This is a genomic window from Mycolicibacterium sp. TUM20985 (genome assembly GCF_030295745.1).
Lineage (GTDB): Bacteria > Actinomycetota > Actinomycetes > Mycobacteriales > Mycobacteriaceae > Mycobacterium.
In genome coordinates, this window is sequence record NZ_AP027291.1 from 4862394 (window position 1) to 4875851 (window position 13458).

Here is a 13458-nt window from a genome sequence, read left to right on the forward strand (position 1 = left end):
GCCAGGACCGTCTGATGCCTGGCCTGGCCTCCAGCGAGAAGCGTCCACGCCGCTGCGACGGTCATGCTCTTCGACATCGCCGCGGTCCGCTCAATGCCCCTCGTGGGTCGCTTCAGCGAGTTAGCCGCCGATGAGTGTTCTGCTCGCTAACGTGTACCCTGCGGCAACCGGGGAGGCGATGAAAATGGCGATACGGGCCTTGAAGGACGAACGGCCCAGCGACCCCGTCACTGAATCCGCAATCACACGAGGCGTTCTCGCCCCGTTCGCCAACCGCATGGGTTCACTGGGCATTCTCATAATGTTCTGTGCCGACGTGGTCGCCGCTTCGATCGCGTCGACCGTGGGTTTGATGTGGGCCCGCGACAGCGGACTGCCGATGCCGCCAGTTTGGATGATGGCGTGTTATGCGCCGTTGGTGATCGTATTGTTCGCCATGCGCTCGACCTATCGGCGGTCGATTCAAAAGACCCTGATCGATGAGTTCGTTGCGGTACAAACGACGGCCGCCCTGGCGGCCATGCTGTTGCTCGGCGGAATGGAACTCACCGGAGTACGAGGGGACCTCGGCGCCACGGTCGCCAATGTATGGATGGTTAGCGCCGTGTTGTTACCCGTTGGCAGATTCGCTGCGATTCTCGGTAAACGCGCGCTGCGTCGGCGCCATTTGCTGCAATCGCGGACCTTGATTCTTGGCAACGGGGAAGTCGCCAGGCACCTTGCCAGGCGTTTCATCGAGAACCCGGAGTACGGGGTCCTGCCGGTCGGTTTCGTCGACGCCAACCCCCCGTGGACTCGCACGGACGAGCCCGACGGGCCCATTCCCGCTGTGGGCACACCGGCGACGATGGCCGACGCAATTCGCGACACCCGAGCAGAAGCGGTCGTGGTCGCCTTCTCCACGACACGTGACCACGATTTGGTTCCGGCCATAAGGACTGCCGAACTCGCCGGACTCACGGTGTGGGTGGTGCCGCGCATGTTCGACGGCGTCTGCAAACGCTCCCGTGTTGACTACGTGGGTGGGCTGCCGGTGTTGGTGCTGTCCAACACTCACCCGAATGGCTGGGAATTCGCGGCCAAACACCTCCTCGATCGCATCCTCGCGACCGCCCTACTCGGCGCGATCGCACCGGTCTTCTGTCTGATTGCCGTTGCGGTCAAAGTGTCTTCGCCCGGGTCAGTCTTCTTTCGCCAGCCGCGGGTCGGCCGCGATGGCGTTGTATTCGACTGCCTGAAGTTTCGTTCCATGCGGCCACCGCGAGACTCGGATGCTCGACTCTCGCTTGATCGGGGCAGCGCCCCGGGCGGTGTCGAGGGGACCGACCGGCGTACGTGGATTGGCAAGTTCATCCGCTCGAGTTCGCTAGACGAGCTCCCACAGCTCATCAACGTCATCGAGGGCCAGATGAGCCTGGTCGGCCCGCGCCCCGAGCGTCCCGAGTTCGTCGACGTCTTCAATGCCCAAATCCGGCGCTACGGCGAGCGGCACCGGGTGAAGGCCGGAATGACCGGCTGGGCGCAGGTCCATGGCCTGCGTGGACAGACCTCGATCGCCGACCGCGCCGAATGGGACAACTTCTACATCGAGAATTGGTCGCTATGGCTGGATGTTCAGATCCTCGCGATGACCATCCCCGCGGTGTTGCGCCGCGCCGAGTAGGAGCCGCGTTGCTCATCTCCAACGACTGCATCCATGGAGCAGTCCGGCGACTTCCCTACGCTTGGCTCAGCCACCGCCCGAGTTGCGTTGCGTCCGTGGGGGATTAGCGTGGTGGTGGTCGAGCCTGCGCAGACTGATACAGATCTTTGACGCAAGGCCGATGACATGGTGATTCAAGAAGACCATCCCCATGTCCAGGCGTCTCGCCGTCGCGACGGCCAAGGTGTCTTCGGTAGTCGAACAAGCCGTTACCACCAAGCGTCCCCGTGCGCGCTACGTCGTCGGCGTAGGCCCGAAGCGTCAAGGAAGACTGATGACGAACCTGCCGACTCGCGTGCGTGAGATCGTGCTGCGGAAGGTGTCCGGCCAGCCGTAGCTAGAGTTTGAGCATGGGGATTCGGTTGGCCTTAGCGGCATCCGCAGCGGCACTTGCGCTGGTCAGTTGCGCGAGCGAGTCCAAGCCCGTCGTGAGCGCCAGCGCCACGGTCTCGAAAGCGGAGTGGCAGGACTCGACGAACCGTGGCTTTTGGCCGTTTACCGTCGACGACGGTGTGCTGACATGCCACGCCCCCGACTTGGTCACGTTCACCGCCAATGGAACGGAGTACGCGCTGAGCGCCAACGCCAGGTGGGTTGGCCGCTTCCCGAGCGTTGCGCCAATCTTGGTGCAGGGTTACGTCGAGATCAGCGACGAACGGCAGCCCGTCCCAACTCCTTTCAATTCTCTGACTGACCGGGGTCGAGAGCTTTGTCCGTAAGCCCTGGGCGGCCGCGGTCGGTCGGTTGTCGTGCATTTGATCTTGGAACTAGCGCCGAGATCGTCGCGTCCTGTCAGCCACTGGCTGCACCGTCCGCGCGAAAGAACAGGGCGAAGCTAAGCCTGGTCCGACGTTGAGCTTGCGTAATCCCAAGACAACGTTCTCACGGGTGTCACGCGGATGTAGGCGGCGCCCGGTCTGGGTGCGGTGGGCCAATCGGTCTCCGGCACGCCCCGTGCCCGGGCACCTTCTCGCGCGAGCTGGAGTGCTTCGCTTGGTTCGCGGACGACGCGGGCATGACCTTGAAACATCACTCCCCGGATATCTGCCATGCTCGAGCCGTCTTCGAGCAAGATGCTCACGTTCGGATTGCCTTCGACGTTGACGATCTTGCGTGTCCGGTCTCGTACACCCATGACGACGTCGCGGCCAAGGCGAAAGTATCCCAGGGGTACCGAGTGCGGGAATCCATCCTTGTCGATGGTGCTCAGTATCGCCCAGCCGGGGCGGCTATCGAGATACGCCTCAATTTGTTCGTCGCTGAATCCTTGTGGCATGGAACGAGGTTAACAAGATCGAGATAGTGGTCGGAGTTGGCAACCAACGGTCGTTTCGGACATGTCCAAAATCTGCCGCAGCCTTAGGACCGAAACTGTCCTAAGGCTCTGCCAGGCTCATACCCATGGACCCGACACCTCGACTCGCCGAGCAACTCGACTCGCACTGGCAACAGCAGCTCCGCCCCCGCTTGGACGGCCTGACAGACGACGAGTACTTCTGGCAACCGGTGCCGAACTGCTGGACGGTGCACGCGGACGGCGGGATCGACTTCGCGCACCCCGCACCGGAGCCCGCGCCGGTCACCACCATTGCGTGGCGGCTGGCCCACGTGATCGTCGGCGTGCTGGCGGTACGCGCGCACTCCCATTTCGGCGGCCCGCCCGCCGCCTACGAGACGTGGGGCTACGCGACGGATGCCGCGACCGCTCTGCGTCAGCTCGACGAGGCGTACGAGGGCTGGATGTCCGGTGTCCGACGGCTGACGGCCGCCGAACTCGAGCGTCCCATCGGACCGGCCGAGGGGCCGTGGGCGGAGCGGCCGATGTTCGATCTGGTCCTGCACATCAACCGCGAGGTGATCCACCACGGCGCCGAGGTGGCGCTCCTGCGTGACCTGTACGTCCACACCACCCCGAAGGAGAACTGACGATGCCCGCCATGCCGCCACCCGTTGCCGACGAACGTCAAGCGTTGCGCGACTACCTCTTTCAACAGCAGTACGCGTTCCACGCGATGGCGTACGGGCTCACCGACGACCAGGCCAGGGCGACGCCGACCGTCAGCGCTCTGTCGATCGGGGCGCTGATCAAGCACGCCACGGGATGCCAGCGCAGCTGGATGCAGCGGGTGGAGTCGGCGCCCGACGCGCCGCCCGCCGACGACCGCCCCATGGCGGAGCGCCAGGCGGAGTACCTCGACGAGTTCACGATGCGCGAGGACCAGACACTCGCGGAGATCCTCGAGCGCTTCGCGGCCCAGAGCGCGGCCACGCTGCGGCTGGTCGAGACGGTCGACCTCGACGCGGCGGTGCCCGTGCCGCGCGACGCGCCGTGGTTCCCGAAGGACGTCGATGCGTGGTCGGTGCGGTGGGTGTGGTTCCACATGCTCGAGGAGTTGGCCCGCCACGCCGGACAGGGTGACGTCATCCGCGAGAGCATCGACGGCGCCACGATGTACGAGCTGCTGGCCGGGCTCGAAGGCTGGCCGGCGACGGACTGGCTGACGCCGTTCACGCCGCCGGTACGGGACGAAGTCACGGGAGCTTGATTGACGACGGGTGTGGGTGGGTAAAGACGCCATCGAGGTTTTAGAAGCGGAAATCCCCACAACACAGAATCGAGTTCGCCATATGATTGCCGATCGCAGTTCCCTTCGCTTCCGTGTCGCCACCGGAATCGCCGCCGCGTTCGCGGTGAGCACGCTTGCCGTGGCCTGCGGCGGTAGCGACAGTGGTTCGGAGTCCAGCACCAGCGAGACCACGTCGACCACGACGTCCACCACGACCACCGCACCGTCGACCGAGACCACGATGGCGCCTGCGCCGACGGGTACCGAGTCGGGCACCCCGGGCACGTCCGGCGCTCCCGGCGCGGGTGCAGGCCCCGGCGGGGCGACGGCCGAGGTCCCGGGCGGCACCGGCGCAGGTGCTGGCCCCGGTGGCGCGACGGCGAGCGTGCCCGGCGGCGGCGCGGGCGCCGGCCCCGGTGGCGCGACGGCAGGCGTGCCCGGAGCGGGCGCGGGTGCCGGCCCCGGTGGCGCTGAGGCGTGCGCCGGCGGCGTGTGCGTCGGCACCGGATAGGCACTGCGTCAGCAGACCAACCTCTGCGGGACTCGATATCGCCCAGCGATATCGGGTCCCGCAGTGCGTTACCGGTAGAACTGACTGATGCGCAAGCGCACCGGGCGGGCACGATGCGGTGACCCGTCGCAGCCCGTCGAACTGTTCTACGAGGACCTCGGCGACCGCAAGGCCCCGCCGGTGCTGCTGATCATGGGCGTGGGCGCGCAGTTGCCCCTATGGCCCGACGGGTTCTGCAAGCTGCTGATCAAGCGCGGCTACCGAGTGATCCGCTACGACCACCGCGACATCGGCCTGTCGACCAAGATGTCCGGCCAGCGCGCCGCCGGTTCGGTGGTCCCCCGCGTCGGGCGCTATCTGCTCGGCCGGACCAGCCCGGTGCCCTACACGCTGATCGACCTGGCCGAGGACGCTCGAGGGCTGCTCGACCACCTTCGCATCGACCGCGCACACGTCGTCGGCGCGTCGATGGGCGGCATGATCGCCCAGATCCTGGCGGGCAGTCATCCCGAGCGGGTGGCATCGCTGGCACTGCTGATGACCAGCGCGGGCAAGCCGTTGTCGGCATTGCCGAAGTGGCAGGTGATGAAGCTGGCCATCAACCCTCCCGGAACGGATGCGCCGCGCGCCGCCAAGGTCGCCTACGAGATGCGCAACATCGCCGTCATCAACGGCCCCAACTTCCTGCCGACCGACGAGCAGCTGCGCCGCCGCGTCGAGACGCTCACCGCGCGCAGTGACTATCCGCAGGGCGGGTTGCGGCAGTTCGACGCGATTCTGGGGACGGGCAGCCTGCTGCGCTTCACCCAACGCATCACCGCGCCGACCGTCGTCGTGCACGGGTCGCATGACCCGATGATGCGAATCCGCAACGGCCGCAACCTGGCTCGCGCCATCGACGGGGCGAGGTTCATCGTCGTCGACGGGATGGGACACGACCTCCCCGAGCCGGTGTGGCGGCCGGTGGTCGACACGTTGGTGGAGAACTTTCCCCCGGGCGAGCACTCGCCCCGCAAGTAGCGGCGCCGACGCTCACCGGCGTGACCAGTCCGGTTTCCGTTGATAACCGCACCGCGGCCTGCCATCATGGCGTTACTGATTGGGGGATCGGCAAACACATGGGCAGTTCCGGCAGACACCGTCGAGTCGTCGTCGAAACCGAGCAGGAACCATCGTCGTACAGCGTCGAGATGGAGCGTCTCGCCGAAGCGCGGTCAGCGCTTCAATCCGCGAGGGAACGCTCTGGTCAACGATCCTGGAAGCAGCGCAGGCGCGCGGCGGCGGAGGTCGAGTCCGCCGCGCATGAGGTGCAGGTCGCGGCGGAGGCGGCGCACGCAGCTGGCGCGACCTGGACCCAAATCGGCGATGCGCTCGGCATCAACCGCGCGAACGTGGCGTCCGAGCCCCGCCGCTGAGCCGAATCAATCGGCAACGGCTGCAACTACTCCCGCACCACCAGGGTCAGGGCGTGGTCGACGACGGCGTCGACGTCGGTCCCGAGGTTGCCCGCCAGCCACTGCTGGGCGAGCTCGACCATCGCGCCGGTGTACATCGCCGCGCCGACGCGGGCCGCCACGGGGTCGGGTATCTGGCGACCGCCTTCGGCGACCACCATCTCGAACAGCAGGTTCTGCGTGGCCAACCGGCGCTCGGCGAGCACGGGGTTGGTGCGGGCGTCGGTGAACAGGATGCGTCCCCGCCGCGGGTCCTCCGAGCTGAACCGCAGGACCGCGACCATGCCCGCTCGGGTCCGGTTCGGGCTGGCCTCATCGGCCTCCTCGATCGCCGCCTGGACAGCCGCCGCGAGGTGGAGGTTCACGTCGTCGTAGAGCGCACCGAGCAAGTGGTCGACGGTGTCGAAGCTCTCGTAGAAGTACCGAGTGTTGAGCTCGCACTCACGGCATACGGAACGCACCGACACCGCCGCTTCGCCGCCCTCCCCGAACAGCGTGAACGCCGCGGCGATGAGCAGACCGCGCCGTTCCGTGCGGCGATCCGTCAGCGGCACACCTGCCCACCTTGTCGGACTCGACACCGCCCAAGCGTACGTCTCGCACTTCTGGTCACGGTCGTAACCACAGTAGTAGAGTGACAACGACCGTAGCCAAAGTTCTGAGGGGCCTGCCATGTTGATGCCGCACCAGATCGTCGAGCAACGCCTGCACAGGACGTTCGACGAGAACATCCGCAAGAACTACTTCCGCGGTATGGAGTTCGCCGGGCCCGTCGGCGACCCCGGCTGGTTCGGGCCGGGCAGCGCGGTGTGGCACGTGCACTCCCATATGGAGTCGCTGGTGTTCGGCTTGCAGTGCGCGGCGTACCTCGAGCGACTGGATCCGTCGATCTACTGGATGGGCATGCATCACTCGCGGCTCGTCGAACGCGATGCGAGCGGCACGGCCACCGCGCGCATCGACGCGAAGGGCGCCTTCGTCCGCCTCGGGCATTCGATCGCGTTCTTCATCGGCACCGCATACGGCTCGACGGCGACCGCTGAACGACTGGCCCAGACCGTGCGCGCGATGCACCACACCATCAAGGGAGTCCGCCCCGACGGCGCGGCCTACGACGCCGACGACCCCGACTGGCTGCGGTGGAACTACGCGACCGTCGTCTGGGGGCTGGCCACCGCACACGAGATGTACCACCCACAACCGTTGCGCAGCAAGAAGATCGACCGCTACTACGAGGAGTTCGTGCGCGTCGGCCACGCTTTGGGCGGCACCGACCTCCCCGCCACGAAGGCGGAGACCCTGGAGTGCCTGAAGTCCTATCTGCCGCGGTTGGCGCTCACCCACGGCGCGGCGATGGGAACGGGTCCCAACGTGCCGATGCCGCAGAGCGCGCTCGACTGGGCCATCCGCGACACCATGCCGACGTGGGCCAAGCAGTTGATTCAGCACCAGTCGCCCAACGTCGTCGAGCGCACCGCTCGCCGGGCCGCGGTGTGGTCGGTCATCAACGGACTGCACGCCGTGGCGGGTCCCATCCCTGAGTTTCAGCAGGCCATGGCGCGGGTCACCGAGGGGACGACCTCGCCGCACACCCTGCCGACCCACGTGCCGGGCAGCGACCCGCTGCGCACCCGCGACGAGGTGGAGTTCACCTTCGCCTGAGCACCACCCCGACTGTGACCGCAGCCACACGACATTTCCGCCCGACCGGCCCTCTTTGAGACACTGCAGGTATGTCAACCACCAAGCACCGCGAGGTAGCCCGGCTGGACCGGGTGCCGCTGCCGGTCGAAGCTGCCCGCATCGGCGTGACGGGATGGCAGATCACCCGCACCGGCGCGCGGGTCGTCAGCAATCTCGCCAGCCGCGGCTCGCTGCAGCAGAAGATCCTCAAGCAGATCCCGCAGACCTTCGCCGACCTCGGCCCCACCTACGTGAAGTTCGGCCAGATCATCGCCTCCAGCCCGGGCGCGTTCGGGGAGTCGATGAGCCGCGAGTTCCGCAGCCTGCTCGACCGGGTGCCCCCCGCCAACACCGAGGCCGTCCACGCGCTCTTCAAGGAAGATCTCGGCGACGACCCGGCCAACCTGTTCGCCAGCTTCGACGAGCAGCCGTTCGCCTCGGCGTCCATCGCCCAGGTGCACTACGCGACGCTGCACACCGGCGAGGAGGTCGTCGTCAAGATTCAGCGACCCGGCATCCGCCGACGCGTCGCCGCCGACCTGCAGATCCTCAAGCGCGGCGCGCGCCTCGTGGAGTTCGCGAAACTCGGACAGCGCCTGAGCGCACAGGACGTCGTCGCCGACTTCGCCGACAACCTCGCCGAGGAGCTCGACTTCCGGCTCGAGGCGCAGTCGATGGACGCCTGGGTGGCGCACATGCACGCGTCCCCTCTCGGCAAGAACATCCGTGTGCCGCAAGTGTTTTGGAACCTCACCAGCGAGCGCGTGCTCACAATGGAGCGCATTCAGGGCGTCCGCATCGACGACGTGGCCGCCATCCGCAAGCAGGGCTTCGACGGCACCGAGCTGGTGAAGGCGTTGCTGTTCAGCGTCTTCGAGGGCGGGCTGCGGCACGGCCTGTTCCACGGCGACCTGCACGCGGGCAACCTGTACGTCGACCCCGACGGCAAGATCGTGTTCTTCGACTTCGGCATCATGGGTCGCGTCGACCCGCGCACGCGCTGGCTGTTGCGCGAACTGGTGTACGCCCTGCTGGTGAAGAAGGACCACGCTGCGGCGGGCAAGATCGTCGTGCTGATGGGCGCCGTCGGCAACGTCAAGCCCGAGGGTGAGGCGGCCAGGGACCTCGCGGCGTTCGCCACTCCCCTGACGATGACGTCGCTGGGCGACCTGTCCTACGCCGAGATCGGCAAGCAGCTCTCCACGCTGGCCGAGGCCTACGACGTGAAGTTGCCACGGGAGCTCGTGCTGATCGGCAAGCAGTTCCTCTACGTCGAGCGGTACATGAAGCTGCTCGCACCCAAGTGGCAGATGATGTCCGACCCGCAGCTGACGGGCTACTTCGCCAACTTCATGGTCGAGGTCAGTCGGGAGCATTCCGACGAGCTGGACGCCTGATGGACATCCGCACCGGCACCGCCAAGTCGGGCGACCTCGACATCGCCTATGAGGACATGGGCGATGAGAACCATCCCGCCGTGCTGATGATCATGGGCCTCGGTGCGCAAATGACGTTCTGGCGCAACGGTTTCTGCGAGAAGCTGGTCGACCAGGGGTTGCGCGTCGTCCGCTACGACAACCGCGACGTCGGCCTCTCGAGCAAGGTCCAGGGCACCCATACCGGGGCGCCCCTGCTGAAGCGGATGGCGCGGTCGCAGTTGGGTCTGCGCAACGCCGCCGTCTACACCCTCGAGCACATGGCCGACGACGCCGCCGCGCTGCTGGATCACCTCCGCATCGAGAAGGCTCACGTCATGGGCGCATCGATGGGCGGGATGATCGCCCAGATCTTCGCCGCGCGCTATCAGCACCGCACCAAGACGCTGGCCGTCATCTTCTCGAGCAACAACCAGGCGATGCTCCCCCCGCCGGGGCCCAAGCAGCTGCGGGCGATCACGACGCGGCCGAAGGACACCTCCCGCGAGGGCGTCATCGCCAACGCGGTCCGCGTCGGCAAGATCATCGGCAGCCCGGGCTACCGGACGTCGGATGAACAACTGCTGGCCGACGCCGTCGAGAGCTACGAGCGGTGCTACTACCCGGCGGGCGTGGGCCGGCACCTGGGCGCGGTCCTCGGCACCGGCAGCCTGGTCGCCTACGACAAGCAGATCACCGCACCCACCGTCGTGATCCATGGGCGGGCGGACAAGTTGATGCGTCCATCCGGCGGCCGCGCCATCGCCAAGGCGATCCGTCGGTCCCGGCTGGTGTTGTTCGACGGCATGGCTCACGACCTGCCCGAACCGCTGTGGGATGACATCGTCGGTGAACTGAAGACGACGTTCTCCGAGGTGCCCTGACCGCGGCGAGAGTTGCCGCGGCCGGTCGTAGCCGATTCGGCCGCCCAAGGGCATCGGCGTAGAGTGCGCGGTTGAGCGCATTGGAGCTTGGCGAGTCATCGGCGACTTCGCCGGGCCACTGATCAGCCAAGAGAGGTACTTTCCCCCATGGCGACTACCCGTAAGAAGGGCGGCCTCAAGCCGCACTTCGAGGACGTCCAGGCCCACTACGACCTGTCGGACGAGTTCTTCAGTCTCTTCCTCGACCCCACCCAGACCTACAGTTGCGCCTACTTCGAGCGCGACGACATGACGCTGGAGGAAGCCCAGCTCGCCAAGGTCGACCTCGCGTTGGGCAAGCTGGGCCTCGAGCCGGGAATGACGCTGCTCGACGTCGGCTGCGGCTGGGGTTCGACCATGCTGCGGGCCATCGAGAAGTACGACGTGAACGTCGTCGGCCTGACGCTCAGCGAGAACCAGAAGGCCCACGTCGAAAGCGAATTCGCCAAGAACGACAGCCCTCGCTCCAAGCGCGTGCTCCTCAACGGCTGGGAGCAGTTCGACGAGCCCGTCGACCGGATCGTGTCGATCGGTGCCTTCGAGCACTTCGGCAAGGACCGCTGGGACGACTTCTTCGCGATGGCCTACAAGGCGTTGCCGGACGACGGCGTCATGCTGCTGCACACCATCACGGCGCTCACGCTGCCCCAGATGACCGCGGCCGGTCTGCCCCTGACGATCTCGATCGCGAAGTTCGTGAAGTTCATCCTCACCGAGATCTTCCCGGGCGGATACCTGCCGACCACCGAAATGGCCGCTGAGTACGCGACCCGAGGCGGATTCGAGCTGACGCGCACGCAGTCGCTGCAGAAGCACTACGCCAGGACGCTGGACACCTGGTCGGCTGCGCTGGAGGCGCATCGGGACGAGGCCATCGCCGTGCAGTCCGAAGAGGTCTACGACCGCTACATGCACTACCTCACCGGCTGCGCCAAGGGCTTCCACGAGGGCTACATCGACGTCTGTCAGTTCACGCTCGAGAAGTAAGCGATTCGGCCCGCGGATGCCGCCCCCGTAGCATTCGCTGCATGGCCGACCTCGTTCCCCACTTCGACGACGTGCAGTCGCACTACGACTTGTCCGACGACTTCTATCGCCTGTTCCTCGATCCGACGCAGACGTACAGCTGCGCGTACTTCGAACGCGACGACATGACGCTCGAAGAGGCGCAGATCGCGAAGATGGATCTGGCGCTGGGCAAGCTCGGTTTGCTGCCGGGGATGACGCTGCTCGACATCGGCTGCGGCTGGGGTTCGACCATGCTGCGGGCCATCGAGAAGTACGACGTCAACGTCATCGGCCTGACGCTGAGCGAGAACCAGCACGCGTACGTCGAGAAGCTGTTCGCCGAGCACGACAGCCCCCGTTCCAAGCGCGTGCTGCTCAACGGGTGGGAGCAGTTCGACGAGCCGGTCGACCGGATCGTCTCGATCGGCGCCTTCGAGCACTTCGGCTACGACCGCTACGACGACTTCTTCGCGATGGCGTACCGCGTGCTGCCCGACGACGGCGTCATGCTGCTGCACACCATCTGCGGGATGTCGATGGATTACGCCAGGGCCAACGACGTGCCGCTCACGATGGAGCTCTTCCGCTTCATCAAGTTCATCATGGCCGAGATCTTCCCGGGCGGTCAGCTGTGCAAGGCCGACATGATCGGCCCGATGGGCGAGAAGGCTGGCTTCACTCTCACGCGGACCCAGGAGCTTCGGCCGCATTACGCCCGCACGTTGAGCCTGTGGGCCGACGCCCTGAGCGCCCGCCGGGACGAGGCCATCGCCCTGCAGTCCGAAGAGGTCTACGACCGCTACATGCACTACCTGACGGGTTGTTCCAAGCTCTTCGCCCAGAGGCAGGCCTTCGTCAACCAGTTCACGTTCACCAAGGCGCCAGGCAAATTGGAGTCGAACACCCGCGAAACGCTAGGGTGAACGCCTAGTTGCCCATTTTGCGGGCTATGGCCACGTAGGGTGCGATCACAAGAGGTCTCGATACTTGATCGGCTACGTCGGCGTCTTGACGAGAAAGGCCAAGCAGAGAAAACATGTCTGACAATTCCACCGGCACGAAGGATATGACTCCTCACTTCGAGGACATCCAAGCCCACTACGACCTGTCGGACGACTTCTTCGGCGTCTTCCAGGATCCGACGCGGAAGTACAGTTGTGCCTTCTTCACCGGCCCGGACGCGACACTGTCCGAGGCGCAGATCGCCAACGTCGACCAGCACCTGGAACGCCTGGACCTCAAGCCCGGCATGACGCTGCTCGAGGTGGGCTGCGGTTGGGGTCTGACGCTGCAGCGCGCGATGGAGAAGTACGACGTCAACGTCATCGGCCTGACGCTGAGCAAGAATCAGCAGGCCTACTGCGAGCAGCTGCTCGGCAAGCTCGACTCGGGGCGTACGTTCGACGTCCGGCTCGAGGGCTGGGAGCAGTTCACCGGCTCGGTCGACCGCATCGTGAGCATCGAGGCGTTCGAGCACTTCGGCTTCGAGCGCTACGACGAGTTCTTCAAGATGTGTTACGAGTCCATGCCCGACGACGGCCGCATGACGATCCAAAGCAGCGTCGGCTACCACCCGTACGAGTTGGCCGAGCGCGGCAAGAAGCTGACGTTCGACCTGGCCCGGTTCGTGAAGTTCATGATCACCGAGATCTTCCCCGGCGGCCGGATTCCCAGCACGTCGATGATGGTCGAGCGTGGCGAGCAGGCAGGCTTCGTGGTCCCCGAGACGCTGTCGCTGCGCAACCACTACATCAAGACCCTCGGCATCTGGGCGAGCCGACTCGAAGCCAGCAAGGACGAGGCGATCGCGGCCACCGACGAGGAGAACTACCACCGGTACATGAAATACCTCACCGGCTGCCAGTACTACTTCATCGACGAGACCATCGACGTCAGCCTGGTCACCTACCTGAAGCCCGGCGCCGTCGCCGCGTAACGGCTAGCCCCGAAGGAACGCCCCGGCACTCTCGAGTGCCGGGGCGTTCTGCTGGGGGGTCAGGCTGCCTTCTGCTCCGAAACCCCAGCGTCCGTTCTACTTTCGGTGGTGGTCGTCATGCCCGCGTCGGCGCCCTTGCCGTCGCTGCCGGGGGCCCCGGCGTCCTTGGCGTTCTGGGTGCTTCCTTGGCCTTGTCCGCCGCAGCAGCCTGCGCCAGCGGCGTCCTTCTCCGCAGCCGCCTTCTCGGCACCCGCCGTGT

15 protein-coding genes are annotated in these 13458 nt (G+C 66.1%); 13 read left to right on the top strand and 2 right to left on the bottom strand.

Going from position 1 to position 13458, the window contains the following annotated elements:
- Window positions 1-130: 130 nt before the first annotated feature.
- Window positions 131-1663: a sugar transferase gene (locus QUE68_RS23810; RefSeq protein WP_284228746.1), complete on the top strand. Its 1533-nt coding sequence runs from the start codon at window positions 131-133 to the stop codon at window positions 1661-1663.
- Between the two features lie 190 nt (window positions 1664-1853).
- Window positions 1854-2039 carry a hypothetical protein gene (locus QUE68_RS23815; protein ID WP_286274549.1) on the top strand — a complete coding sequence of 62 codons (186 nt, stop codon included), beginning with the start codon at window positions 1854-1856 and terminating at the stop codon, window positions 2037-2039.
- Between the two features lie 498 nt (window positions 2040-2537).
- Here QUE68_RS23815 and QUE68_RS23820 read toward each other — a convergent pair whose 3' ends face one another.
- Window positions 2538-2978: a pyridoxamine 5'-phosphate oxidase family protein gene (locus QUE68_RS23820; RefSeq protein WP_284228747.1), complete on the bottom strand. Its 441-nt coding sequence runs from the start codon at window positions 2976-2978 to the stop codon at window positions 2538-2540.
- Window positions 2979-3103: 125 nt separating this feature from the next.
- Between QUE68_RS23820 and QUE68_RS23825 the strand changes: the two genes are divergently transcribed.
- From QUE68_RS23825 to QUE68_RS23845, 5 genes are all read left to right on the top strand, one after another.
- Window positions 3104-3628 (top strand): DinB family protein, encoded by a 525-nt coding sequence (locus QUE68_RS23825; RefSeq protein WP_286274550.1) that lies wholly within the window; start codon window positions 3104-3106, stop codon window positions 3626-3628.
- Between the two features lie 2 nt (window positions 3629-3630).
- Window positions 3631-4248 carry a DinB family protein gene (locus QUE68_RS23830; RefSeq protein ID WP_286274551.1) on the top strand — a complete coding sequence of 206 codons (618 nt, stop codon included), beginning with the start codon at window positions 3631-3633 and terminating at the stop codon, window positions 4246-4248.
- 82 nt (window positions 4249-4330) lie between these two features.
- On the top strand, window positions 4331-4780 hold the full coding sequence (locus QUE68_RS23835) for a hypothetical protein (RefSeq protein ID WP_284228750.1): 450 nt from the start codon (window positions 4331-4333) through the stop codon (window positions 4778-4780).
- Between the two features lie 87 nt (window positions 4781-4867).
- A complete protein-coding gene (locus QUE68_RS23840) occupies window positions 4868-5800 on the top strand; it encodes an alpha/beta fold hydrolase (protein ID WP_284228751.1) in 933 nt (310 codons plus the stop codon).
- Between the two features lie 20 nt (window positions 5801-5820).
- The gene (locus QUE68_RS23845) at window positions 5821-6195 is read left to right on the top strand and encodes a hypothetical protein (protein ID WP_286274552.1); all 375 of its coding nucleotides are present in this window, start codon (window positions 5821-5823) and stop codon (window positions 6193-6195) included.
- 26 nt (window positions 6196-6221) lie between these two features.
- On the opposite strand, the gene QUE68_RS23850 is transcribed toward QUE68_RS23845, so the two are convergent.
- Window positions 6222-6815 (bottom strand): TetR/AcrR family transcriptional regulator, encoded by a 594-nt coding sequence (locus tag QUE68_RS23850; protein ID WP_284228753.1) that lies wholly within the window; start codon window positions 6813-6815, stop codon window positions 6222-6224.
- Window positions 6816-6906: 91 nt separating this feature from the next.
- Here QUE68_RS23850 and QUE68_RS23855 point away from each other — a divergent pair, with 91 nt between their 5' ends.
- The 6 genes from QUE68_RS23855 to QUE68_RS23880 all read left to right on the top strand — a co-directional run bounded on the left by QUE68_RS23855 (window position 6907) and on the right by QUE68_RS23880 (window position 13199).
- Window positions 6907-7896: an oxygenase MpaB family protein gene (locus QUE68_RS23855; protein WP_286274553.1), complete on the top strand. Its 990-nt coding sequence runs from the start codon at window positions 6907-6909 to the stop codon at window positions 7894-7896.
- Between the two features lie 71 nt (window positions 7897-7967).
- Window positions 7968-9314, top strand: coding sequence for an ABC1 kinase family protein (locus tag QUE68_RS23860; protein ID WP_286274554.1), 1347 nt, complete (start codon window positions 7968-7970; stop codon window positions 9312-9314).
- Window positions 9314-10216, top strand: coding sequence for an alpha/beta hydrolase (locus tag QUE68_RS23865; RefSeq protein WP_286274555.1), 903 nt, complete (start codon window positions 9314-9316; stop codon window positions 10214-10216). The genes QUE68_RS23860 and QUE68_RS23865 overlap by 1 nt, the downstream gene beginning before the upstream one ends.
- A 147-nt stretch (window positions 10217-10363) precedes the next feature.
- Complete coding sequence (locus tag QUE68_RS23870) at window positions 10364-11242, top strand: cyclopropane mycolic acid synthase family methyltransferase (RefSeq protein WP_284228757.1); 879 nt, start codon at window positions 10364-10366, stop codon at window positions 11240-11242.
- Window positions 11243-11283: 41 nt separating this feature from the next.
- Complete coding sequence (locus QUE68_RS23875) at window positions 11284-12186, top strand: cyclopropane mycolic acid synthase family methyltransferase (RefSeq protein ID WP_284228758.1); 903 nt, start codon at window positions 11284-11286, stop codon at window positions 12184-12186.
- A 113-nt stretch (window positions 12187-12299) separates the two neighbouring features.
- A complete protein-coding gene (locus tag QUE68_RS23880) occupies window positions 12300-13199 on the top strand; it encodes a cyclopropane mycolic acid synthase family methyltransferase (protein WP_284228759.1) in 900 nt (299 codons plus the stop codon).
- Window positions 13200-13458 lie beyond the last annotated feature (259 nt).